25 protein-coding genes are annotated in these 24,234 nt (G+C 54.0%); 14 read left to right on the forward strand and 11 right to left on the reverse strand.

Features of this window, described 5'->3' with window-relative positions:
• The first annotated feature begins 98 nt into the window (after positions 1 to 98).
• From IPM28_15755 to IPM28_15790, 8 genes are all read left to right on the forward strand, one after another.
• Entirely contained in the window at positions 99 to 965 is an 867-nt protein-coding gene (locus IPM28_15755) for a hypothetical protein (protein MBK9174438.1), read from the forward strand.
• A 45-nt stretch (positions 966 to 1,010) separates the two neighbouring features.
• Positions 1,011 to 1,214, forward strand: a complete 204-nt coding sequence (gene thiS / locus IPM28_15760) for a sulfur carrier protein ThiS (GenBank protein MBK9174439.1) — start codon at positions 1,011 to 1,013, stop codon at positions 1,212 to 1,214.
• Between the two features lie 97 nt (positions 1,215 to 1,311).
• Positions 1,312 to 2,082, forward strand: coding sequence for a thiazole synthase (locus IPM28_15765; GenBank protein ID MBK9174440.1), 771 nt, complete (start codon positions 1,312 to 1,314; stop codon positions 2,080 to 2,082).
• Between the two features lie 145 nt (positions 2,083 to 2,227).
• The gene (locus IPM28_15770; protein MBK9174441.1) at positions 2,228 to 2,527 is read left to right on the forward strand and encodes a hypothetical protein; all 300 of its coding nucleotides are present in this window, start codon (positions 2,228 to 2,230) and stop codon (positions 2,525 to 2,527) included.
• Positions 2,528 to 2,560: 33 nt separating this feature from the next.
• Positions 2,561 to 2,800, forward strand: coding sequence for a molybdopterin converting factor subunit 1 (gene moaD, locus IPM28_15775; GenBank protein MBK9174442.1), 240 nt, complete (start codon positions 2,561 to 2,563; stop codon positions 2,798 to 2,800).
• 125 nt (positions 2,801 to 2,925) lie between these two features.
• A complete protein-coding gene (locus IPM28_15780) occupies positions 2,926 to 3,462 on the forward strand; it encodes a nucleotidyl transferase AbiEii/AbiGii toxin family protein (GenBank protein ID MBK9174443.1) in 537 nt (178 codons plus the stop codon).
• A gap of 87 nt (positions 3,463 to 3,549) precedes the next feature.
• Entirely contained in the window at positions 3,550 to 4,005 is a 456-nt protein-coding gene (locus IPM28_15785; GenBank protein ID MBK9174444.1) for a molybdenum cofactor biosynthesis protein MoaE, read from the forward strand.
• A gap of 47 nt (positions 4,006 to 4,052) precedes the next feature.
• Positions 4,053 to 4,676, forward strand: coding sequence for a M23 family metallopeptidase (locus IPM28_15790; protein ID MBK9174445.1), 624 nt, complete (start codon positions 4,053 to 4,055; stop codon positions 4,674 to 4,676).
• Here IPM28_15790 and IPM28_15795 read toward each other — a convergent pair.
• On the reverse strand, positions 4,673 to 5,212 hold the full coding sequence (locus tag IPM28_15795; GenBank protein ID MBK9174446.1) for a bifunctional (p)ppGpp synthetase/guanosine-3',5'-bis(diphosphate) 3'-pyrophosphohydrolase: 540 nt from the start codon (positions 5,210 to 5,212) through the stop codon (positions 4,673 to 4,675). The two genes, IPM28_15790 and IPM28_15795, sit on opposite strands and share 4 nt — an antisense overlap.
• Positions 5,213 to 5,290: 78 nt before the next feature.
• On the reverse strand, positions 5,291 to 7,117 hold the full coding sequence (locus IPM28_15800; protein MBK9174447.1) for a hypothetical protein: 1,827 nt from the start codon (positions 7,115 to 7,117) through the stop codon (positions 5,291 to 5,293).
• A gap of 190 nt (positions 7,118 to 7,307) precedes the next feature.
• Here IPM28_15800 and IPM28_15805 point away from each other — a divergent pair, with 190 nt between their 5' ends.
• The gene (locus IPM28_15805) at positions 7,308 to 8,273 is read left to right on the forward strand and encodes an alpha/beta hydrolase (protein MBK9174448.1); all 966 of its coding nucleotides are present in this window, start codon (positions 7,308 to 7,310) and stop codon (positions 8,271 to 8,273) included.
• A 23-nt stretch (positions 8,274 to 8,296) separates the two neighbouring features.
• Here the strand turns inward: IPM28_15805 and IPM28_15810 are convergent, their stop codons facing one another.
• Together IPM28_15810 and IPM28_15815 are read right to left on the reverse strand one after the other, a co-directional pair.
• Complete coding sequence (locus IPM28_15810; protein MBK9174449.1) at positions 8,297 to 8,995, reverse strand: LON peptidase substrate-binding domain-containing protein; 699 nt, start codon at positions 8,993 to 8,995, stop codon at positions 8,297 to 8,299.
• A 57-nt stretch (positions 8,996 to 9,052) separates the two neighbouring features.
• On the reverse strand, positions 9,053 to 10,321 hold the full coding sequence (locus IPM28_15815) for an exonuclease SbcCD subunit D (protein MBK9174450.1): 1,269 nt from the start codon (positions 10,319 to 10,321) through the stop codon (positions 9,053 to 9,055).
• A gap of 91 nt (positions 10,322 to 10,412) precedes the next feature.
• Here IPM28_15815 and IPM28_15820 point away from each other — a divergent pair, with 91 nt between their 5' ends.
• Complete coding sequence (locus IPM28_15820) at positions 10,413 to 11,222, forward strand: SDR family oxidoreductase (protein MBK9174451.1); 810 nt, start codon at positions 10,413 to 10,415, stop codon at positions 11,220 to 11,222.
• A 116-nt stretch (positions 11,223 to 11,338) separates the two neighbouring features.
• On the forward strand, positions 11,339 to 12,895 hold the full coding sequence (locus IPM28_15825) for a radical SAM protein (GenBank protein ID MBK9174452.1): 1,557 nt from the start codon (positions 11,339 to 11,341) through the stop codon (positions 12,893 to 12,895).
• A gap of 13 nt (positions 12,896 to 12,908) precedes the next feature.
• On the opposite strand, the gene IPM28_15830 is transcribed toward IPM28_15825, so the two are convergent.
• The 4 genes from IPM28_15830 to IPM28_15845 form a co-directional block, all read right to left on the reverse strand.
• Positions 12,909 to 13,778, reverse strand: coding sequence for a 3'(2'),5'-bisphosphate nucleotidase CysQ (locus IPM28_15830; GenBank protein MBK9174453.1), 870 nt, complete (start codon positions 13,776 to 13,778; stop codon positions 12,909 to 12,911).
• A gap of 30 nt (positions 13,779 to 13,808) precedes the next feature.
• A complete protein-coding gene (locus IPM28_15835; GenBank protein MBK9174454.1) occupies positions 13,809 to 14,048 on the reverse strand; it encodes a hypothetical protein in 240 nt (79 codons plus the stop codon).
• Positions 14,049 to 14,094: 46 nt separating this feature from the next.
• Positions 14,095 to 15,285 (reverse strand): trypsin-like peptidase domain-containing protein, encoded by a 1,191-nt coding sequence (locus IPM28_15840; GenBank protein MBK9174455.1) that lies wholly within the window; start codon positions 15,283 to 15,285, stop codon positions 14,095 to 14,097.
• 163 nt (positions 15,286 to 15,448) lie between these two features.
• Positions 15,449 to 15,814, reverse strand: a complete 366-nt coding sequence (locus IPM28_15845; GenBank protein MBK9174456.1) for a hypothetical protein — start codon at positions 15,812 to 15,814, stop codon at positions 15,449 to 15,451.
• 324 nt (positions 15,815 to 16,138) lie between these two features.
• Between IPM28_15845 and IPM28_15850 the strand changes: the two genes are divergently transcribed.
• Positions 16,139 to 17,026 carry a LysM peptidoglycan-binding domain-containing protein gene (locus IPM28_15850; protein ID MBK9174457.1) on the forward strand — a complete coding sequence of 296 codons (888 nt, stop codon included), beginning with the start codon at positions 16,139 to 16,141 and terminating at the stop codon, positions 17,024 to 17,026.
• 71 nt (positions 17,027 to 17,097) lie between these two features.
• On the opposite strand, the gene ispH is transcribed toward IPM28_15850, so the two are convergent.
• From ispH to IPM28_15865, 3 genes are all read right to left on the reverse strand, one after another.
• On the reverse strand, positions 17,098 to 17,967 hold the full coding sequence (gene ispH, locus IPM28_15855; protein ID MBK9174458.1) for a 4-hydroxy-3-methylbut-2-enyl diphosphate reductase: 870 nt from the start codon (positions 17,965 to 17,967) through the stop codon (positions 17,098 to 17,100).
• A 134-nt stretch (positions 17,968 to 18,101) separates the two neighbouring features.
• Positions 18,102 to 19,466, reverse strand: coding sequence for a hypothetical protein (locus IPM28_15860; protein ID MBK9174459.1), 1,365 nt, complete (start codon positions 19,464 to 19,466; stop codon positions 18,102 to 18,104).
• Positions 19,467 to 19,556: 90 nt separating this feature from the next.
• Complete coding sequence (locus IPM28_15865) at positions 19,557 to 21,389, reverse strand: hypothetical protein (protein ID MBK9174460.1); 1,833 nt, start codon at positions 21,387 to 21,389, stop codon at positions 19,557 to 19,559.
• 84 nt (positions 21,390 to 21,473) lie between these two features.
• On the opposite strand from IPM28_15865, the gene IPM28_15870 reads away from it, so the two are divergent.
• Both IPM28_15870 and IPM28_15875 read left to right on the forward strand, forming a co-directional pair.
• On the forward strand, positions 21,474 to 22,583 hold the full coding sequence (locus tag IPM28_15870; protein ID MBK9174461.1) for an MBL fold metallo-hydrolase: 1,110 nt from the start codon (positions 21,474 to 21,476) through the stop codon (positions 22,581 to 22,583).
• Between the two features lie 55 nt (positions 22,584 to 22,638).
• Complete coding sequence (locus tag IPM28_15875) at positions 22,639 to 24,228, forward strand: amidase (GenBank protein ID MBK9174462.1); 1,590 nt, start codon at positions 22,639 to 22,641, stop codon at positions 24,226 to 24,228.
• The last annotated feature ends 6 nt before the right edge of the window (positions 24,229 to 24,234 follow it).

A 24,234-nucleotide genomic window follows, 5' to 3' on the forward strand; every position in this document is an offset into this window, starting at 1 on the left:
TTTCATTGACCGTCGATGAAGCACTGTGTTAACTTTAATGGTGGCAAAACCGCCGCAGTCTCACCTCGCAAACTCGCACCAATACTCGCTCACAGCACGTGATCACAGGCTTCAATACAGACATCGAATTCGGCGGCGTGACCTATCACGTGCAGACCGAAGACAAAGGACTCGCAAAGCCGATAATATTATCGCTGGTCTATGACCGCGGGACGATATTGGCCAGTAAACGGCTGCCCTACGACGACCTTTTGAAGGGTGACTTTGATGAGCGCAAATTAGAGGAAAGGCTCCATCGGCAGCACAAGCTCATATGTGCCGCTATCCGAGCAGGCCGGATCGATGAACTAAAGAAGCTAAACAAACGCGCACCAGTATCAGCCGTCGCTCTGGCCTCCGATGTCGGAGAGGCCGAACAGTTGGCCGGTCTGATCGAGGTCGAATCGTCGATATACGAGACGGCTCCGATACGGATGCCGGATACTGACGATCAGGCGATGCCCATCCCAAGGCCGGACATCGACGGCGAGATCGACCTTGATGATGCGATGGCAATCCCGATTCCCGTCGTCGAGGCCGTTAGCATAATCGAAGAGGTCGTTGTGGTCCCCGACAACGCCGTAGAGATCGTTAGTGACATGGCGGGCCGTGACCGTCCGAAAAATGATAAGTTGAGCATCGAGCTGCTTGGCGAGGTGAGTTTCAAAGGCGGCGACAGAAAGACCGTGGGCGTAATGGTATGCCGCGGAAGCGAACGCAAGGTGATCGAGAACGCTCAGATAATGATCAAGATCATTGGTTCGAGTTTCAGGCCGCTCATCTTTCACGCCTCTACCGATGCGAATGGCATTGCCCGTGTAAACCTGCAATTACCGAAGTTCAAATCAGGGCGAGCCGCGTTTCTTGTAAGGGCAATGAGCAGCGGCGAAGAGATCGAGCTCCGTCGGCCGATCGCTCATGGGTGACGGCAGTTTGAATTACGGCAGGAATAAGCGAAAATTATCGTAGCGATGGTTACGATAGTTTTGAACGGCGAGCAAAAGAAGATCGAGGCCGAGGTCACGCTTGACCGGCTGCTCGATCTTTTTTCATTGCCGCGACAGCGCGTGGCGATAGAATTGAACAAACAGGTCGTTCGCAGGGAGCAGTGGGAAACAACGAAGCTGAAGGACTCGGACCTGATAGAGGTCATCCACTTCGTCGGCGGCGGCTAAGATTTTCGCCACAGAGCGCAGAGAGATAACGGAGAATTTTGCGAATGCATTTCATAACTCTGTGTTCTCTGTGCCCACTGTGGTAATTTCCTTATTAATGTCAGACAAATTTGTTTTATCAGGTAAAGAATTCACCTCGCGACTGATCATCGGAACGGGGAAGTATCGGTCGTTTGACGAGATGAAGGCGGCGCATCGGGCTTCCGGGGCGGAGATGGTGACGGTCGCGGTCAACCGCGTCCCGCTTGACCGAAAAACGGAGTCGTTTCTCGACCACCTTGACCCCACGATGCAGATCTTGCCGAACACTGCCGGATGCTACGACGCCGATCACGCGATCCGCACAGCACGGCTCGCACGCGAGGCGCTCGATACCGAATGGATCAAGCTCGAAGTCATTGGCGATCCAGTAACGCTTTTGCCGGACAACGAGCAGACGCTCGAGGCCGCACGCGTTTTGGTAAAGGAAGGCTTCATCGTGCTGCCGTATTTCTCGGACGACCTGATAATGGCGAAGAAATTGCTCGATGCGGGCTGCCCGGCGGTGATGCCGTTGGCGGCGCCGATCGGTTCCGGGATGGGCGTGCAGAACCCATCGAACCTTCGCATAATGCGTGAGCAGCTGCCGGACGCGACGATCATCGTCGATGCCGGGGTCGGCGTGCCCTCGGACGCGGCGATCGCGATGGAACTCGGTGCCGACGCTATCCTGATGAACACCGCCATCGCCGAAGCCGGCGACGCGGCCCAAATGGCGACCGCAATGAAGCTCGCCGTCGAGGCCGGCCGCTTGGGCTACCTCGCCGGCCGAATGCCAAAACGCCTCTACGCCTCAGCCTCAAGCCCGATAGCAGGAGCGATCAAGTAGTTGCCTTATGTTAAGATTCAGCCCAACGTTAGTAATCCTACTGTTGTGCTGTGTCATTATTGCGTGCTCAAAGAACTCGACCGAAGTTCAGGAGCCTCCAGTTACTATTGCAGATGTCGCACCGTCCCCCGAAAGCCCTACTCGAGTGTTTTCTGAAGATGAAATCGCCCGCCGCAAGGATGTTGAGACAAAGATGCTTCGTGGTGAGTATCTGCATGATGGTGCAATTGCTTTGGGTCACGTCGGTGACGTTAACTCCGTTCCTGCGTTGCTTGTGGTTCTTGAGAAACATCCCCCATTCAACAACGGAGCAATGGTTTGTACGACTGCTCACGCGTTGGCCGCATTAAAGAAAATCACTGGAGCGGACGTTGGTAATACGCACGAGGCTTGGAGTTCGTGGTGGGAAGAATACAAATTGGATAACTCGCTTCCAGAAAGATAGCCGATCACGTGTTGTTTGGTTCAAATCAGCCATATGACAGTAAGAGTCCTATTCTTCGGAGCCGCTGCCGATTCTGCCGGCATCCGTGAAGCTGAGGTCGAGGTCGCGAAGGGCTTGACCGCGGGTGAATTGGTCGAAAGCCTCAAAGCTAAACACCCCGGACTCGCCGGGCAGAAACTCTTAATTGCCGTAGATCAAGAATACGTTGCCGCCTCAACGCCCCTCGAACCCGGCTCTGAAGTAGCAATCTTCACACCTGTCTCAGGCGGATAGTTTCAAATTTTCCGTGCCGCACTGCGGTCGGGCTATTGCCAGACCGTCACGCTTCAAGAAGTAAGTATCGGCAAAATATAAGTGCAGTCGTCAGACTGTTTTGAGGTAAGATATCGGCAGTAGATATGACCGAGAAGCAGTTCTATCAATGGCAGACTGAAGGCGGGACGGACGATGTAATGAGGTTCGTTAACGCTCTCGAGGCGGCCGATATTTTGTGGTGTACCATCGGCGGAATCGCGGTAAACCACTGGGCGTCCGAACAGATGGTGACTTTGGATGTTGATTTTGTCGTCGCGGCCGAATCGATCGAGAGGGCAGAAGCGGTACTCATCGAAGCGGGCTTTACATCGGAGCATCATGAGTGGTCGATAAACTTCAAGGGCCGCTCGAAGGTGAGTATTCAATTGACGACCGAAGAAGGTTATCGTGACTTTGCGGAGCGAGGTGTTGCTGCCGATGTACACGGTATCTTGATGCGGGTAGCTTCACTCGAAGACACTCTCACCGGGAAGATCCGTGCTTGGAGCGATCCGAAACGAAGACAGAGTAAACGGCTGAAAGACCTTGCGGACATCGCCCGGCTCGTCGAGGCTCATCCAAGTATTTGGGAGCTCTTGACGGCGGAACTCAAGACCGAGATAGAAAGGCCCGGGCTGTAGAAATTAACGCAAACAGGATTTACCAGACGGACTAGATAGATCGAATCGTTTGATATCTTGTACATTCTGTAAATCCGATTTGGAAAAATGTCGGACAGATACTTTTACGAACTCACAACCGACCCGATCGACATTGCTTCCGTGGCTCGGCGGGTGGTGCCGCTGGAGTGCGGAGCTACGGTCACGCTTGATGGGTACGCGCGGAGGTTTACGAAAGACAAGGCGACCGGCGATACGCGGGAGACGGAGTATCTGGTTTACGAAGCCTACGAACCGATGGCTTTGAAAGAAATGGCGAAACTCGCAAGCCAAGCGAAGTCGGAATTTGAGGTTTCGGCCATCGGCATTGTGCACCGGCTCGGTCGGCTTGAGATCGGCGAGACGAGCGTTGTCATTTCGGTCGCCGCACCGCACAGAAAGGCTGCATTCGCCGCCTGCGAATGGCTGATCAAGGAACTCAAGCGCACCGTTCCGATCTTCAAGAAAGAGGTGTACGCCGACGGCGAAGCCTGGGCCGAAGGCGATTCGGAAGCTTTCGCTTGATACTTTGCATCCGCCTTTTTCGCGTTATGACCAACGGAGGGCCTTCGATGCGATCTATTATTCTCGTTGCATTACTTTCGTTTGCAGTATCCGCGGTTGCCCAGTCGCCGGAGCCGGTCTCGCCGCCGCCTGCCAAGTTGGACGCGACCGGCTTCGCTCTCGTGCACCCGCTCTTCGATGCTGACTATATGTGCAGCGAGCATTTCGAGGGGCAACTGAAGTATCCCGGCGACGATTTCGGCGCAGATTGCATCGTCACCGGCGGCCTTTCGGGAGACGAGAGTTCCGGGTTTTCAAAGTTCTATAGAACCGATGGAAAGACGAACGAAGATTGGTACGGATGGAACGTGCCGGTGCTCGCCCCGATCACGGGAACCGTAGCCCGCATCCACATCAACCCTTCTATCAATAAGCCGGGCGAGATGGGCAAGCCGCCCGCGAGTTTCGTCGTCTTCAAGCATGACGACGGCCTAATGGTATTGGTCGCCCACGTTGCTGAGGTCGCGGTCAAGGAAGGGGACAAGGTCACTGCCGGACAGCCCTTCGCCAAGGTCGGCAACAACGGCTTTAGCCGCTCGCCGCACATTCACATCGGTGCATGGCGCGACAAAACTCCACTTCAAATACGCTTTGATCTTCGGGCCAAAGGGCTGCTCAGGAAAAAGGACTAGGCGAACTTCGCACGAGCCCGTGCGGCCGCTTCATCGAAGTACTTTTCGAGTTCGGGGTTCACGCCGCGGAGTCCCGCAACGACCCGCTCGGCCCTATCGATGTATTCCAACCGCTGCTCCTGCGGCCAATCGGACGGCGGGTGATCGGTCACATCCTTCACGTTGCTGATCTTGTCGGCGAGTTTGATCAGCTTTGCGTTAAATGAAAGCTGCGGAGAATGCTCGATCTGCCGTTGTCTACGGACGTTTTCCGGTAGACCATCATCATCGGTCACCTCCAACACCAGCGAAGCGATCCGTTCACCGAATAGTTCGCGCAGTTCGGCCGCCGTGGTCTCGGTATCTTCAAGTGTGTCGTGGAGGACGGCCGCGGCTAGGATCTCCGGGTCGCCGATGCCGCCAGGATCCGCAAGAAGGGATGCTACTTCAAGCAGGTGCTCGATATATGGGTGCGAAAGATCACCCTTTCGGTGCTGACCATGGTGGCGGTTCGCAGCGAATCTTGCGGCAAGAAGCAATGTCGCGGCGTTTGTCACGAAAATTCCCTTGAAACGTTGAAAAAGTAACGGCCAAAAGCTTTGTGCTTTCAGCCGGATCTTGAGTCCCAAAAAAGATCAGCGAACGACAATTATGTTCAGGGTCTGCTCTCCCGTTACAACAAAATCTGCAGGCGGAATGGCTATCTCATTCAAAACAGATTGAACTGCTGGTTTTACGCCTCCGGACATTCTGTCGTTGTTTATCGTTGCAAGCATCGATGGCGGGAGGTTAGGCATTTCGTTCGAACCGATGATGACGCCGGCCGATCTGCTGAAAATTCGGGCGTAGAGCCGATCGGGCATTTTTAGGCGATTCATTGTTCCGACAAGATCCGTCAGATCACTCGGGACGAATTGCTGGATCGCGTCATTTTTCTGAATCGATGTGCCGTCGCCGATGATCACCGTGATAGGGCCGCTCGGTGTGTCTACAGGGATCGTTAGCCTGACCTTCTGAACAAAGATCCGGCCGGCACTCGTCCTGGCGAAAAGTTGAAGATCTAGCGAGTCGCCAGCCCGCACTTCAGTACGGTCGACCGAGATACGTTCCAGCGTAGCCGAGTTACTGCCGTCAACTGTCCGCAGATCAAGTTCAATACCGCTGATATCAAGATCTGCAAATCTGCTCTTAAGCAACGTGTTTACGGGAAGTGCGACCGAACCAGCTGCCATCATTGTTGCTTGTCCGCCGGTGAAGCGCCTTTGAAGCTTGACGGCCCTGTTACCCCCGATCGAGATCTCGCCGTCGATCAAAACCGTTGTGTCGCCGATCGTCCGCTCCTGCGCGATCAAAGTGTTGTAGATCGCGATATTGAGCAGCAAAGGTGTCAGGAAGTCGTCCTTCGCGACTTCGAAATTCAGAGTTTCGGTTTGTCCGCGGCTCGAGACCGACCTGATCTTCACGGGGATCATTTTCGGGGCAACCCCAAGTTTGCCAAAGACGCCAGTCGCACGATCTTGAGTCATTGCCCCGACCATTGCATGCGGAACGGCTAGCTTGAACGAATTATTTATGTTCGGGATCACGGTAACGACGCTCGATTCGGCCATCGGGAGGTCCGACGTTCCGAGACTCAGGAACGGATGTCCGAAAGCATAGATCTTGTCGCCATCGCGCAAAGTTACGGTTCCGGCAGCCGCCAGGCTGTAGTCGCCTCGAGTGAGCTGCATCGAAACCGATGCGCCGCCCTGAAGCGTGTTTTCGTCGGCGGGCTTTAGCGGCCCGATGGAAGCGGCACCGCCGACTGCCGAAACCGGGATCATCCCGACTTTCAACAGTTCCGGAGCAAACAGATCAAGAGCCTCCTGGCGGATCCCTGTGAACGTCAACGGCGTACCTATTGGCCGGAATGTCTGACCTGCGACCGCCATAAGCAGCGAATTGGGTGAAACGCCTGATACAAGCGAGCCTCCCGAGAAAGCCGCACGCGGCAATTCCGGCTGCCATTGGGTTGACGCCAGTTCGGTGAATGAAATTGGACGCGGCTCCCGCGCCGTACTATTCGTATCCGCGCGTTGTTCAAAGATCGATATCATTTGCTCGATCGGGGTGATGCCGCATATCGGTTCTTTTGAGAACGGGAAGCTGTACGAGATCGCCCCGACGAGGCGACCATCGATGTAAACCGGCGATCCTGACATTCCCGCAAACACGGAAGTCCGGTCAGCCGACCCGCCGCTGATGCGCCCAACGATCAGATCTTGTTTTGGGCCGATCCCGCCGGGAAGAACGCCGAGGATCTCGACACTGAAGTCTTCCGGAGTGCTCCCCTTGAACACTGTCCTCGCAGTGCCCTTCATACCTTCGCGAACCTCGGAAAGCGGCAAAAACCTTTGCTTGCCTACTTTAACGGTTGACGATGCAGCCGTCGTTGAGGCCGTGCTTTGGGCGCTGGTTGGCAAAATGTTTAAAACAACTGTTGAAAGTAGAAAAGCGAGGCGAATGTTGATCATTGTTAAAAAATACTTCCTTTCGATGCCACAGCTATGGTAGCATTAAAAGTGGCATATCTGCAGCCTTTTTCCGGGCTCTTCGTAGGACTCCTTCCAGCTCTTCCGCGTTGCATCAATGTTCTCAATCCCAACCTGAATTATGGCAGGAACAAAGCGTTTAATTAAGAGTTTTTATCGGTTACTGTCTCCGCCGGTGATCCTTTCGTTCATCTCCATCGCGGTCGCTTCCGTTTGGCTCGTTTATGAGGCGTCAAGGCCAATGACGACCGTCTATCTGGTCACGCCCGAGAAATATGGCCAGTTGAGCTCACGCGGCGCACAGGTGACGAATGAAACCTGGGCCAATCGCGATGGTACACCCGCGAGGGGATGGCTGCTGCGCGGCATCCCGAATGCGCCTGCCGTCGTGCTTCTTCACCGCTACGGAGCTGACCGGTCACACCTTTTGAACCTCGGCGTAAAGCTCAACGAGGCGACGAACTTCACCATTTTGATGCCCGATCAGCGCGGCCACGGCGAGAATCCGCCGGTCGAGCATTCGTCATTCGGCGGATGTGAAAGTGACGACGTTCTGGCCTCGATCGATTATCTCCGTGGTCTGAAATCGCCTGAGCAGGTTCCGCTTGTTGGCAAAGATATCGGCGTATACGGGATCGAAATGGGTGCGCTGGCCGCTTTGAATGCAGCCTCCGCCGACAAGTCGATCAAAGCACTTGTACTCGACTCGGTACCGACGGACGCGGACGGACTGATGTCGTCAGTGATCGGGAAGCGTTACCCGTTCGCAAGCTTCGTGACGGCGAGATTTGCATCCTTAGGAACATATCCGTTCTATTATCAGGGCTGCTATAAACGCCAGTCGTCATGCGAGATCGCCAGATCGCTTTCTGACCGAAGATTCTTGCTGCTCGGCGGCATCGACGCTCCGGAATTCCAGGATTCGACCTCAAAGCTTTCAAAGTGTTTTCCGGTCAATACGGCCGTCGATACTAAAACGGATCTAAGCCCTTCCGGAATGGGAATGATCAGCGCTTCGATAACGCAATCCGAGGCTTATGACCAACGAGTTATCGATTATATGAAGCAGGCGTTGACGATGCCTTGAAGAGAGTACTGAGGCTCTTTGAATCAAATGTCCAGTTTCTTTTTGCTGTGACCGTTGGTTTGCGAGATCTTTTGAATTTCGGCGCTCGATTCCATTTGACCTACGGCCTGGTTCAAAAATCCGCGTAGTTTCTTCAGCCTTTCAGAGGTCGAGGTCATTTTAAGCAATCCGTATTTCGCCTCATTGTCCAGATTAAAGGCCGCTGTCACCAAAAATGAGAGCGGTTCGGGTTCGGCTCGCTGGATCTCGGGAAAGCGGCCCCGGTTACCGCTTAGCTTGAAGGCGGCCTGAGCGATCCGCTCAAATAGCGAAAACACCTCGTCCGCAACTTCAGTCAATCCCTTTTCACTTTCGATCTCGTCCTCAAAAAACTCGACCTCAGCGGTCAAATAAGGTGTTCCCAGATCGATATAATCCACCAGCCGATAGCGGATCAGCCCGACCGTAAGGATGTTCGACCGTTGATCAGGCATTGTCTGAACCTCGCGGACCTCAGCGACGCAGCCGATCGAGCCGATCTCGGGCCTGGTTTCGAAACCCTCTTCAGCATCAAAGAACGAGATGCCGAAAAAGCTCTTTTTCTCCTGGACGTCGTCGAGCATCTGGCGGTATCGCGGTTCAAAGATGTGCAAGGGCAATAATTCATTTGGTAAAAGGACAAGCGGGAGCGGGAAGATCGGAAGATATTCGATACCGCTTACCTTTTCTGACGCTTCAGTCATAATTTCCAGAATTTGATCGGCCTTTGTTAAAGAGCAGTTGACCTGTTTTTTTTCTGATCACTTGCCGGAACCGGCCATTTCGGCAGCCTTGAACGAAATGAACTCGGCGATCTTCTCCGGTTCTTCATCGCTCAAAGCCAGCCTTTTGGCACCTATCACCGCTTCTGAGATCGAACCACGTTTTGTGGAAAATCTCTTATCGCGCGCGATCAGGTCTTCGACGACCCTTCGTTCGAGCACCTCGCGGCCAACATCTTCGGCCGTATCCACGGCGGCCGCATACTCGATCGGCACAGAATGATTCCTGACACGCACGTGCATGGCATTCGTTTCGGTTTTTGCCGAATCGCGGATCTTCTGCATCTCCAGTAGCGAATTTGGAAACCCAAGTTGACCGCGAAGCGTGATCTCGAGTATCGGTGCCCGACCTCCGGCGTCAACGGTTTTGAAATCGTTTCGCACCTTGTCGATGACTGCCGGCGTCACATCTTTCGGTTCGGCAATGCCCGTAACTTCGAACGTTATGCGTTGAAACGGACGGTGCACGTAATCTGTGACGTGTTTCGCGTCAACGTTGTTCTCGTTGTCGACCTCGACAAGAAACGCTCCTCGCGTTTCGCGGTACTCAGCGATATTAGTGACCTCGATCGAGCCGGGATTGAATGCCCAGTTGTCGATCTCATAGTGCATGTGCGTATGCCCGAGCCCGACATAATCGGTAACCGATCTGAGCTCTTTCAGGGCCGACAGTGACAGGGCAGGTATCGGATGCGTCTGATGTCCCTCGACGTCGGTGTGAAGCATCAGGATATGAAACGCGTCCTCGCGGTGATTGTCCCTGATAGCTTCGGTCAGCATCGGGATCGCCCAATTCGCTGAAGCTCCGTACCAGTGCGAACCAAAGATGCGGGCACGTCCGATGTCAATGAATCCGCCCTTGCCATCGTCCTCGTTCCACGGTTGGTAGATGATCCGCCCGTCGCTATTCGAGGGTTCAAGCAGATGGACAAGATTCCAATTGGCGAGCGAACGAAGCCAGCTGTAATCACTGTCCGTATGTTTTTGATCGTGATTTCCCTCGATCGTTATTACCGGTATATTGCTGTCCTTCATCAATTGAAGCCCGGCAACGGCATAATTCATGGTCTCCGGCGGAACGCTCCGTTTATGGAAAAAATCGCCGCACATCAAGACAAAATCGACATTCTCACCGATCGCATATCGCTGCAGGACGTCGATCCACGCGTCGAAAAAATCGCGCGGGCTCTCCGGCAACTGGTACCGGGTACATCCAAGATGCACGTCCGCGATATGCAAGAACCTCATACTTCGATTATAGGCGATTACCAGAGAACTTGCTTATCCGAGCCGGTTATTTTCTTTTGTTCCATCCTGATTTTTGGTTAAATTAGACCCAATGGAAAAAGTAATTCTGATCACTGGGGCGTCAAGCGGGATAGGTGAGGAAACAGCAAAATTGTTTCAGGCAAAGAATTGGAAGGTCGCGGCGACAATGCGGTCGCCCGACAATGCTCTCGATCTGAAGAAGATCGTCGATATAGAATGTTTCAAACTCGATGTGACCGATCCGGATTCGATCCGCTCCGCGATCGCAGCAACGCTTGAGAAATTTGGCCGGATCGATGTGGTTGTGAACAACGCCGGCTATGGCTTGCTTGGTGCTTTCGAAACCGCATCTGACGAACAGATCAGGCGGCAGTACGAGACAAATGTATTCGGCGTAATGAATGTCTGCCGCGAGATACTGCCGTACTTTCGCGAACAGAAGCGGGGTATGATAGTCAACATCTCGTCTGTCGGAGGACGGATGACCTTTCCGGTGTCAAGCCTTTACAACTCGACGAAATGGGCGGTCGAGGGATTCTCGGAGTCGCTTCATTACGAACTCGAGCAATTTAACATTCGCGTCAAGATCATTGAGCCGGGGCCGATCAAAACCGATTTCTACGGCCGATCTATGGATGTTTCCAGAAGGGAAGGCCTCTCCGATTACGATCAATTTGTTGATCGGGTTCTGAAAAACATGGGCGAGGCGGGCCAAACGGCACCAGACGGAAGAGTAGTAGCCGAAACCATTTATGATGCGGTCACCGACGGTACAAAGCGGCTGCGGTATGGTGTAAATACGAAAGGCATTCTACCTATGCGCAGACTACTCCCGGATCCGCTTTTCTTTGCACTGATCAGAAAAGTGATCGTGAAGTAGCAAATTTCCGGCGATGGTGCGATAATCACTGTTAATTGACCGAGTTCGTTCTCTCCGCACAAGCCTGCGTCGTTTCGGAACATTGTCCACGTCTCCGTTGACGCCTGAAGTACCGAATGAAAATTTTACTTTACAACCCTGATAACGGGATCACGCGGAACTTCATGCCGCACCTTTGGATGTTCCTTCTTCAGTCGCTAACGCCCGATGAGCACGAAGTGATCCTGATCGATGGTAACGCCAAAGCGATGACCCGACCCGAGCTCGTCCAATTCTGCAAGGACGAGAACATCGGGCTCGTCGGGATCGGCGCGATGACGCGAATGGTGGCTCGTGCTTATTTGGTCGCCGACGCGTTACGCGAGGCCGGGTTCAAAGTAGTAATGGGCGGGCCGCACGTTACAGAATGTCCGGACGAAGCGCTTGGCCGTGACGGCGGGCCGCGGCACGCCGATGCGGTCGCTTTGGGCGAGGCTGACGAGACCTGGCCCTTGATCGTGGCCGATGCCGCACGCGGTGAATTGAAAGAGGTCTATACACCTCAGCTGGACGCCAAAGGGAACGACATCAAACCGAGCCTTCAGCCATACCCGCATATTCCGTGGGAAACATTGGACCTTGAACAGTTTTCGCTCGTACCGAAATTTCTCCGTCCGATCATGTCGAAAATGGGCGCCGGTTGGGGTAAGTTCTTCGTTGTTCCCATCGAGACCGGACGCGGATGTCCCTACGGTTGTGAATTCTGCACTGTCACTGGATTTTTTGGCGATTCGATAAGGTTTCGCAGCAATGAAAGTGTTATCGAAGAACTTCTTCGGCTCAAGGCCAGGGCGAAAAGAGAAAAGGGCCAGATCGCCGTTTTCTTTATCGATGACAATCTTGCAATAAATAAGAAAAGACTCAAGGGACTTTTGCGCGACATGATCGCCGCCGGGGCTACTTTGCCTTGGGTCGCTCAGATAAGTGCGAATCTGCTGGGTGACGAAGAACTTGTCGATCTGATCGCTGATGCTGGCGGGAAATGGATATTCATCGGGATGGAGTCGATCGACCCGGCGAACATGGCGGATGTCAATAAACAATTTTCGAAGCCTTCAGACTACAAGGCGGTGCTCGACGGCCTCGCACGCCGAAATATCTTCGCGATCACTTCGTTCATTTTCGGGATGGATAACGATACTCCGGGAGTCGCGAACCGAACCGTGGACCAGATCGAAAGCTGGGCGCCCGGTCTGCCGGTATTCGGTCAACTGACCCCATTCCCGGCGACACCGCTCTACGAGCGTCTCGAAAAAGCTGGCCGTTTGAGAAGAAAGAAACACTGGCTCGACTTCGCACCGTTCGTAATGGCTCACGATCCATTAAAGATGACGATCGAGGAAGCAAAACAAGAGACCTTTGATGCCTGGTCGAGGTCTTATAGTCCGGAGCGAAATTGGGAAGCGATCGAATCGATCCGTCATTCGCCGATCGACGTCAGGATCGGACACATCGTTGCCCGACTATTTTTCCGGGGGATCTATTTTCCTCAGATGAGCAAACGAGCATGGATCAAACTGCTTTTCGATAATCGTAAGTCGATATTGAGCCTTACGCGGGAAGGATTTTCGACTTACAGGGCATTCAAGAAGCGGAAACGCCTCGAATCAAGTAATGTTCCTGTAGTTCAATAACGAAATAAAAGTACTAAGAGATCTTCGGCCGGCCATTCAACGTTTTGAGCCGGCCGAAGTCGTTCAATAGCGGAGCCAGCCTTTCGATCGTTTCGCGATGGAACAGCCCGTTCGTTGCGACGATGCCGCCCCAGTTCTGAACATCCGCAACATCATAGCGGTAGCTTCGTCCCCAAAGATCCGTTAACCTTCCGCCGGCTTCCTCCAGTATTATCTGCGGTGCGCAAGTATCCCAGAGCTTGGTTCGCGGACTCAGATGAATATAAATGTCACATATTCTATCGGCGATCAGGCCGATCTTTAACCCGACGGAACCGCGTTGAACCTCTCGGCGAAATCCGAACTCATCGACGATCTTTGATATCTTCGGGCTGCGATGATTTCTTGAGACAGCGAGGTCCATTTCAGACGCATCGGACTTGATCGAGACCGCGATACGTTCCCGCACGGCCGACCCGCGTTCTGCAAATGCACCTCCGCCCTTCACGGCGAGATAAAGTACATCGTGGAAAGGCAAAAATACAACGCCAAGCACCGGCGTTCCGCTTTCGGCAAGACCGATCTGGACAGCGAAGTCGCCGTCTTGCTTGATAAATCCCGAGGTCCCGTCGATGGGATCGATAATCCAGACCCTTTCGGCGGCAAGCCTCCGGTCAACGTCATCAGTCTCTTCTTCGGACAAAATTCCATCGTTCGGAAAATCGGCAGTCAGCGTGTCGATCACGATCGCGCTTGCTTCACGATCGGCAACTGTCACCGGCTCGGCGAAGCTGTCAGGTCCGATCTTGCTTTCAACGATCACGTCGCCTTCGTAGTGCTCGAGGATCGCATCGCCGGCAATCCGGGCCGCCCTGATCGCTGAATCAAGTTCTTTTTCGTACATCAATTCGAATTTATCACATCAGGCAGGAGTTCAGGCCACATCGACCGGCTCGGTGATGCCGCACCTCGGACAAACAAGCGTGCGTCGGGCAGGATCGGCCCAACGGGCCAAAGCCTGATTGGCCAATTGGGGGATCTTTGATTCCGCTTCGCCTTCACGAAATACACGCGACGAACCGTGTTCGGCAGCACCAACTTTGGCGAGCTCGATGTCGCAATGACGGCAGTACCAACCAAAACCATCGTTACGAAAGTCGTTCAACTGAGGCATATCGTTTTGGCAGCCAAGCAACAAAGCCGGCTGCCAAACAAGGTCACTACTGCAGCCGTCTTGTAGTTCGCGATTGAGACGGCGGAGCGGTCAAACGGACGGGCACCGTCGTGGTCGAACCAGCACGGTAGATCTCGACCTGGATCGTTTGCCCAAACTGCTTTTTGTCGAGGAGTCGGTAAAGATCATCGGTCGAGTTCATCTTTTCACCGTCGACCGATACGATAATATCGCCGAGCAGCATCGAGCCGTCAGAATCACGAGAAAGGCCGCGAATATTGGCATTTGCGGCCGCCCCGCCGGGCATGACAGCGGCAACCAGCAGTCCTTCGCGCACCGGAAGCCGGTAACCCTGAGCCGCAATGTCCTCGACCGGCCTTAGGTCGGCACCGAGCTTCGGACGGCGAACCTCGCCGAACTGCAGCAGCTGCGGGATGACGCGCTTCGCGGTATTAACGGGAACGGCGAAACCGACGCCGACCGAACCGCCCGCCGGTGAAAGAATCTGCGAATTGATACCGATCATCCGGCCATATTTGTCGAGGAGCGGTCCGCCGGAATTTCCCGGGTTGATCGAGGCATCGGTCTGGATGGCGGCATCGATCGGCCGGTTGTTTCGCGCCCTTATCGGTCGCTGCAAGCCTGAGATCACGCCGGTCGTAAGCGTCCGATCAAGGCCGAACGGGTTTCCGATAGCGAGCACCTTTTGACCCACGGTGAGTTTGTCAGAATCGCCAAAGGGCACAACGGTCAGCGCACCCGCCGGGGCATCGACCTTGATCACCGCGAGGTCGGTGTCGGGATCGCCGCCAACGACCTTAGCCGGATAAACGCGTTCGCCCCCGAAATTCACGGTAACCTGTTGAGCGCCTTCGATAACGTGATAGTTAGTGAGAATATGGCCCTCATTATCGATCACCGAACCGCTTCCGTTGCCGCGGCCCTCCTGAACGTCACCCCACCAATTTTGCGAATAGGACGTCGTGTTGATAAATGCGACGCCGGGCGATATCGATCGGTAAACCTCGATATTGTTCTGTTCATCAGAGACCTGCGACGGATCGGTAATTGCGGCCGGAGCCGTTTCGGCAAGTGTCCGGCCGGGACCTTCGCTGCTCATCCAGAGATCGTTGAGTTTGTATAAAAGTGCGGTCACTCCGACTGCGATGAGAGCTGTGGCAAATGCAAGCAGTAATATCTGGCGTGCTGATAACTGATACACGGGTTTACTGTTCATGATTTTTCTTTCCTTCGATATTCGATCTTGCACTTTTGATGCAAAACAACGGCAAAATGTTGTGCTGTTCATTACGTGGCCATGCGTCCGAAAGTTCTTACAGACAAGGGTCTATAACAATAGCTTACCGCATTCGGTCCGCTTGATCATTTGTGTATTCGCGTCAGGCGAGGATAGAACGGGCGTGAACTGCGATCGATTCGAGACCAAAAGCCATTGATTCGAAATAGAATCCAGCGGCATATACCCCAGTGAAGAGGTGGATGATCATCACTCCGGTATAAACGAGTATTGCCAGCGTGATACCGTATCGGGCGATCTGGCGATCACCCCACATAAGAAAAACGACGGCGGCGATGATCCCAACGCCGATCTTTGCTCCGATGAACGCGTGGTCGCCAACCTCGAGCAATTTCGCCATCAATAAATTCGCTTCACCGGCAACGCCGCTTCGGACCCAAACCAGAGTCAACAATGCGTCAAGCAAATTAAGGGCGAATAGAAGTAGGGTTTCGCGAAAGAGATGCATAGTCCCAAGACCGGCGGTGAGCCGTGTTCAACGGGCCCGACGAAAAACATTACCCCCGAGATCTAACCCCGGGGGCGGAGCCAACTGGTCGTGAATCGAAATGTGATTGTCTGGTGAATTATATTTCCAATAGCAGAAAATTTCAAAAGTATTTTCCGCAGATCAAGAAAAGCTCAGTCGGTTTCGGAAATGTTATAATTAGGGTTCTGAAGCATTGATTTGAATTATCCGGACACCCAATGGGAGCGAACCGCCATCGAAGGCACGGACCGAAACGGCCGGTTTGATAGCGCCTATGGGTCGGATCAGGTTAGGAGGAACGTTATGAAGGCTTATTTTAGAGCGACTTTTGTTACGGCGATCGCAGCGGTTTTATTGACAGGTATCTCGATGGAAGTTGTCGGGCAAACAAAACGGCCCGCACTTCGAACTGCGACAAAGCGTCCGGCGACTCAGTCGCTTTTCACGGTGCCGAGCGGTACCCGGATGCGCGTTCGCATGAACGAAACACTTAGTTCGAAAACGGCGAAGGCAGGCGACAGATTCACGGTGACGGTGCGGGAACCGGTTTACGCCTCGAATGGTGCGATCGTAGTTCCGATAGGGAGCGAGGTGATCGGCAGGGTCGATTCGGTCAAACCCGCCGTCAAGGGCGGAAAGGTCGGAGAGATCGACGTAAGTTTTATCCAACTCGTCCTGCCGAATGGCACAAAGCGGACGATCAACGGTTCGTTGACCGAGCTGGTGAGCGACGATGCGAAAAGCGATGCCGAAGGTACAGCCAAGGGCGACAAGACCAAATACCGTAAGGTCATCTTCATCGGTGGCGGCGGAGCAGGCGGTGCGATCTTAGGGGGCGCCATCGGCGGTGGAAAGGGCGCCTTGATCGGAGGCATCATCGGTGCCGGTGCAGGATTGCTCGGCGAAAGGCTTACAAAAGGCGAAGAGGCCGAAGTGAGGTCGGGAACTGAATTCGGCGTCTATTTGAATCAGGGGATCTCACTGCCTAGGTTTGCAGAAGCAGAATCGCCGGCCGAGGTTCCCACCGGTGAGGGGCGGACGTACGTCGTACAGCCCGGAGACACTCTCGGCAGCATCAGTCGGAAGTTCTACGGGACGTCGGCGCGTTACATGGATATTTACAACGCTAATCGGGACTCCCTCGCAAGCCCTAACGCCGTAACGGTTGGCCAAACACTGATCATTCCGTGATCGATGATCGCGGCAAATCGACGAAGGCCGGGACTGAATGCCCGGCCTTTCTATTTCTGAATGCTTAGTTTCTACGCGAGGGCCATGTCTTTGGTCCCGTTAGGATTGATAGATTCGAGGTGCTTGACGACCTTTTTGATCAGCCATTCCGGAGTTGACGCACCAGCCGTGACGCCGACGGTCTGTGCTCCGAACAGATCCGCAGGATCAATGTCGTCTTCGGTCTCTATCAAGAAACTCTTTTGACACTGCTCTTTGCATACCGCGTGAAGTTTGACGCTGTTGGAAGAATGGGTCGCCCCGATTATATAAAACGCATCAACCATGCCGGCAAGCGCTCTTGCAGCCTCCTGCCGATCCCGGGTTGCCGAGCAGATCGTGTTCACTATCTCGACCTCATCGTCCGTTTTTGTCTTGATAGCCTCCGCAGTGTCGAAGAATGTCTTTGCCTTGATGGTCGTTTGCGATACGACCAGCGGATTTTTCAATCGCGGAAGCGCGGCAACTTCGGTCTCGTCCTTGATTATGAACGAATGATCGGGAGCATAACCCCTAACGCCTATCATTTCCGGGTGATCAGCACTGCCGACGATGATGACGTGACGATCCTGAGCGGCGGCACGCGACGCGAGACGCTGCACACGAGTGACAAAAGGGCATGTCGCATCAACCACCTTTCCGGCTTTTTCTTTTAATTCCTGTTCGACCTGCGGAGTTACGCCATGGGCACGTATCACCGCGGTTTCAGAACGGCCGATCTGGACTGGTTCGCTGACAGTAACGACACCGTGGGAACCTAGCCGTTTCATTTCCTGCTCGTTGTGGATCAAAGGCCCGAGTGTGCGAACGGTCTCACCGGCACTGACCGATTCTTCGACCATCTCGACCGCCCGCTCGACTCCGAAGCAAAATCCGTATTCATCTGCTAGTAAGACCTTCATACTTATTTGTTCGTTACAAGGCACGAATTGGTTTTAGTTTAGCAAATGAAGGCGGCCTTGTGAATGGCATCTTGCCCAACGCAAGAACGAATGCCGTCGGGCCCGCCCGGATAGACAACAACGGTTCCCGAGTTTTACCTTTGTTCGTTGACCGTCTTGCCGAAACGGACGGTCTCGTACCCCCGGCGTTTCGCAACAATTCGATAATCGAAACTGATGTTCGAACGCCCGCCCGAACTTTCGCGGACCTCAAATGAGGTCTTGGTCTTTTTCGAAACGTACAATCCACGTGTATTTCCGTTCGCCGTTAAGAACACCTTGTAGGGGACATCCGTATTGGTGGCCTCGGCAAACGTCGGATCGATATTAATGACCGCCCTGCCATTCTTGAGCGAAACGGTACCGAAATCTTCGAACCAATAATCAGGTGACTCGTTCGCATAGAGCAGAGCCTTCGTTCCGTCTGCGAGTGAAATAACGTTGTTCTTCGAACCTGTGACATTCAGATTACCGTTCACGGAGATCGACTGGGTTGTCGTCTGGCCGGTAACCGCGAGACCGCCCAACTGAATAAGCAGTCCATTAGTAGTAACGGTCAAGCCGTTCACGATCGCGCCATTCTGAACCGTCAACCCATCGCGAGCAGTGATCCGGTCGAAAGCATCGATCTTACCTTGTGTCTCGACGTCGCCGTTGCTCTTTACAACGAAAGGCGCTGAACTGCCATTGCTTCCATGAAAAAGATATCCATTGCCGCCGGCTGTGACCTGTGCATCGACCGCAATACCATCCGGACTAACGGCCTGCCCAGAAATGCCAAGGGTCCGTCCCGTCGGGCTTGTTGCGATACCGATGACGCCGATCGCTTCGGCCTCTTTCGCTAACCCGGTACCACTCGCAATTCCGACCACACCAACGCCGTTCTGAGAACTGGATATTCCCAAAAGTCCAGCGGTCGTGCCGGTGGGCGAGGTCGAGCTTCCCTTTACGGCCGCGGGTGGAAGATTTGCCGGACTTGGGTTTGAAATTCCGGCCTGTGTATTGGTGACGATCAGCCTCGCCGCCGGGTCGGCTCCGGTCAATGGGCCCGTTACTGACACTGCCGTTCCCGCTGAATCGGCGGTTCCGGCAGACGAAGACCGGATCGCATAAGCTGCGGCCGCGATCAGCGTTCGCGGTGACAACGAAATGCCCCCGACGGATACCTGCAGATATCGATTCGGACCCGAAAATACGCCACCTCCGAAATCAAGCTGTACGGTAAAGACCCCGTTTGTCACCTGCACCGCGTTGATCGTTATCGTGGAACCGACCTGTCCGCCGCCCGACTGTGCGTCGAATACGGCAAATTCCATCGCGAAACTGCCGGTTGCGGGTTGTCCGGCCTGGGTGAGATAGCCTTGATAGGTGAAGATCGTCGGTTGTGCCAACGCCAATGCGGGCAACACGGCGATTACGGTAATTGCAGCGAAAACGGCATTTCGGATCAGTCTTGACATGCGCAGTTCCTCCTTTTGCGCGCGCAGTTATAGCACAACTGGAATGAATGTCAACGGTTCCGTTCACCAGCTCTGATCGATCAATGGCAACTAACGAATAGGTTCGCGTAGGATCGTCTCGGCGGTAAGTCTGGCGGCTGCGGCCACACGAGGGTTCGAATCCTTTAAATTTGCGATCTGCATCAACGCTTCGCCGGTCCGCGAAAGCAGCCGAACGAGGTCGCCTTCTTCGGCTTTGGTTCGCTGCACGAGTACGTCCCATTCCATTCCGCCGGCCCATCGCTCGGCCGCAGCGGCGGCTGAGAGGTTGATCTCTTCGACGGGTTCCGTGCCGAAACGCCATTCTACGCGTGAGACCTCGTAAATGATGTCCTCAAATCCGGCAATAATATCAAGAAGTTCATTCGACAGATAAAGGTCGCCGTAGTTGCGGTCAGGATCGGCGGCCAGCGAAGCCATCAAACCGGCAACGGCCTTTGGTTGGATATCGTCAAAGATACCGTTCTTTATCGCCTCACCGACAAGCAGCGGCCTGTCGACACGAACATCGGCCAGCCATTCGCCGCTTGGCTCTACGGTCTCAGAGGCGAAATCGATATAGCCGAAATGGTCGAGCACCCTTGCGCGGTTCTCGAACGGTTTCCAAATGTTATCGCGAAGGTGCTGAATATCTCGGTCGATCTTTTCGAGCGTCGACGCGTCACGAGCACTTTCCCACAAAAATTCCGAGGCCGGCCCGAAATCCGCGATCAAACCGTCGAGTAGCACGGTCGCTGCATCCGAAGCCCTCTCGGACGAGAGTTTTGGTTCCATTATCGGCGGATTTTTCTCTTCGAGTGTTTCCATGAACGCATTCTCGATGGCCGCCTCGTTCAATGTGTATGTCCGTTCAAATACACGATTTACGCGGTCGAGCGGAAACGTTCGTCCAGCGCCGTCGTCACGCATTGCGCTGACCGCATCAGAGCGAACACTGACGACCATGAAGAAACGCTTGGAACTGCGGCCCTGTGTCACGATCCGGCCAGGGATCACATTCTCGGTCAGCCAACGCCTTCGAAGGTCGGCTCGCGTTGACGGCGATCGCTCGTCCAACCGCCGCCGGGCACTCGTAAGCCTCTCAAAACCGCGAATTTGTTCGAGATCCATATCCGCCGATCTTGCTGAAGCCGCGTCTATCAGTTTGTTCTCAAGTTCGGCTCGCTGACGACGAAGACCGTCGATCCTGTTTGCGGTGTCTTGAAACGCAAAGCTCTTTTCGGCTATTTCGCGAAGCTGCTCAAAGTTGCCGAACGCATCCAAAAGGTTCAAGAGCGACGTATACGTTGCACGGAATTTCGATTCAAGCGGATCCGGCTTGGCTTTCAGCAGTTCAGCTATCTTTTTCGGATCCTGGAACTGTCCGGGTGCAAGTATCGCAAAGCCGACATTGTCTTTACCGCGCCGGCCGGCACGTCCGGTCATCTGCTGAAGCTCGCTTGCCGATAATGGACGCCATCCGTCGTTGCCGCGCGTGTCGGCATTACTGATAACGACGGTTCTAGCCGGGAAATCGACACCTGCAGCAACGGTCGAGGTAGCAAATATCGCATTTAACAGCCCTGCTGACATCATCTTCTCGATCACAAGCTTCCATGAAGGGATGTGGCCGGCATGATGTGAAGCGACGCCCGAGTTGACGAGTATTTTTGAATGCTTGTGCGAAATTATCTCGGGGGTCTCGGATGCCAGTTTTTCGAATAATTCTTTGCGCAGTCGAAATTTCTCGGGGTCACCGGTCTGGCGCTTGTCTGCGGCGACCTCCGCGGTAGCTTCGTCGCATTTGCGCCGCGTCGGAAGAAAGACGATCGCTGGCAAGAGATCGTATCCGCGGAGAGCGGAAATGAGCTTGTGCGGCGGGATCTCGGGCGGGCGTCCGTTCATTCGCACATTATCGCACAATTACTGGAATGCCCGGCCGCTGCGTAGCGGTTGTCTGATAGGTTCAGTATTCTTATAGTTGGAAAGATGTTGAAAGTGTTGTTGAAGATAGGCGGTGTACTCTTGATACTGTTCGTTGTTCTGATCGGCGCGGCATTCTGGAGCGATTCCGATGAGGCCATTTTGACGACCTATGTACGCAATGAACAAAAGCCCACGCTAAAGCCCGGATGGAAAGGAAACCCGGTCGATCAACGCGGACGATTCATGAATGATGAATTTCCGTATTTGCCGAGAACGGCTTCGCTGCTGAAATGGCAGACGAGCACAAATCGATTCAAGGCTGAAAAGGAGGCCGACACGTATCGGCCCGACGTTCTTGATCCTTCGGCTTTCCTTGCGGGCGATCAGGACGGAATACTCTGGCTCGGTCACGCATCTTTCTTCGTTCGGCTGGCGGGTAAAGGCATATTGATCGACCCTATCTTTGGGACGCCGCCTTTCGTTACAAGATATACCGAGGTGCCGTCGCCGCTCGATAAAATACAACGAGTCGATTATGTCCTCAATACTCACGATCATCGAGATCACACGGATGAAACGACGCTCAGGCAGATCGCGGCCAAGTTCCCAAATGCCAAGTTCATCGCCGGTCTGAACTCGGAAGATATTTTGCGGGAATGGTCGAAAGCGTCGAACACGATCGCGACGACCGGATGGTTTCAGGAGTTCGAATTGAACGACCCTGACATAAGAGTTTATTTCGTGCCGGTCCGCCATTGGTCGCGCCGGGGCCTATTCGACACGAATCAAAGATTATGGGGCGGGTTCGTAATTGAAAGTGGAACGACCAAGATCTATCACGGCGGTGACAGCGGGTATGGCCGTCATTATCGCGAAACCGGCGAGGTATTTCCGAACATCGATTATTTTCTTGTTGCAGTCGGCGCCTATGAACCCCGCTGGTTCATGGAACCGGTGCACACCGATCCGAGCGATGCGTTGCAAGCGTTCCGCGATATCGGAGCGAAGATGCTCGTGCCGATGCATTATGGAACGTTCGATCTCTCAGATGAACCTCCGGGAGCACCGCTTCGTGAACTTTTGCAGCAGGCCGAAAGAGACTTGCTGCGTGATAAGATACGCGTGCTCAAGATCTTCGAACCGATCGAGATCGACCGCTCAGCCGTGAAATGAACCAATGCAAGGGTGATTCGGAGACCGTGATACCGGTAATTTGAGGAGAACAAATATGGTAGATCGTCGTGAGTTTATCGGAGCTGTTTCGGCGGCCGGCATCGGACTCGTTTCTACGAGCAAGGGTAACTCGGCGTGCATGATGGAAGTTCCCGTCACCAGCTTTGAGGAAGCAACGATCGCCGATCTAAAACGAATGATGGAAACCGGCGAGGTGACCTCGGTCGATATAGTTCAAGGATATTTGCGCAACATCGAGACGTTGGATAAAACGATCAACGCCATCATCGAGGTGAATCCAGAGGCCGAAGAGATCGCTGACGCCCTCGACCGAGAGCGGAAAGCGGGCAAGATCCGCGGCCCGCTGCATGGGATACCGATCGTTCTCAAGGACAATATCGACACGGCGGACAAGATGAAAACTACTGCCGGAAGCCTCGCATTGTTGAATTCTCCTGCACCTGAGCGAGACGCCTCGATCGTAGAACAGTTGAGAAATGCAGGTGCCGTAATCCTCGCAAAAACGAATCTGAGTGAATGGGCGAATTTTCGATCGACGAGTTCGATCAGCGGCTGGTCCGGCCGCGGCGGGCAGACAAGGAACCCCTATATCCTTGATAGAAATCCGTGTGGTTCGTCATCGGGGACCGGGGCGGCGATCGCATCGAACCTGGCCGCGGCAGGCATCGGAACCGAGACCGACGGCTCGATAGTTTGCCCCGCATCGATATGCGGGATCGTTGGTATTAAACCGACTGTCGGATTGTTGTCGCGGAGCGGCATCATACCGATCGCACATTCGCAAGATACAGCAGGACCGATGACGCGCACGGTTGCCGACGCCGCAATGCTGCTATCAGCGATGACCGGTGTCGATACGCGTGATTCAGCAACTGCGCAGAATGTGCGAAACGCAAGACGTGACTACGAGAGCTTTCTGACCGCCGATGGTCTGAAAGGAAAACGCATCGGCGTCGCAAGGGACTTCTGGGGCAAAAGGCCCGAGGTCGACGCAGTGACAAATACAGCTCTTGAAACGATCAAAGCCGGCGGTGCCGCATTGTTCGACGTAAAGTTTCCGACGCTCAGCGAATTTGGCGAAGCCGAATTTGAGGTGCTGCTTTTCGAATTTAAGACCGACCTCGAAAAATACCTGAACGAACGCAAAGCAGAATACCGAACATTTGCCGAACTCATTCAATTCAATATAGACAATGCCGCCCGCGAGATGCCGTTTTTCAAACAGGAAATATTCGAAATGTCGGCCAAGAAGGGGCCGCTTACGGACCGCGCATACCTTCAAGCATTGAAGAAATGCCAGCTGCTGTCCCGCAAAAAGGGAATCGATGCTGTGATGGATAAATTCAAGCTCGATGCGATCGTTGCACCTTCAAATGCGCCGACCTGGATGATCGATACTGTTAACGGCGATTGCGGCAGCAACTATGTCTCTAGCTCCTCACTCGCAGCGGTCTCAGGGTACCCGAGCATAACGGTCCCGGCCGGATTTGTGCGCGAGCTGCCGATCGGCATATCGTTTTTCGGACGAGCGTGGAGCGAGGCGTTGCTTATTTCCATCGCTTACTCGTTCGAGCGATCGGCGAAGGCGAGAAGGAAACCGCGATTCATCGAGACAGCAAAATAACTGGGC

Origin of the sequence: Chloracidobacterium sp. (assembly GCA_016716305.1) — a bacterium.
In the GTDB taxonomy this organism is placed as follows: Bacteria; Acidobacteriota; Blastocatellia; order Pyrinomonadales; family Pyrinomonadaceae; genus OLB17.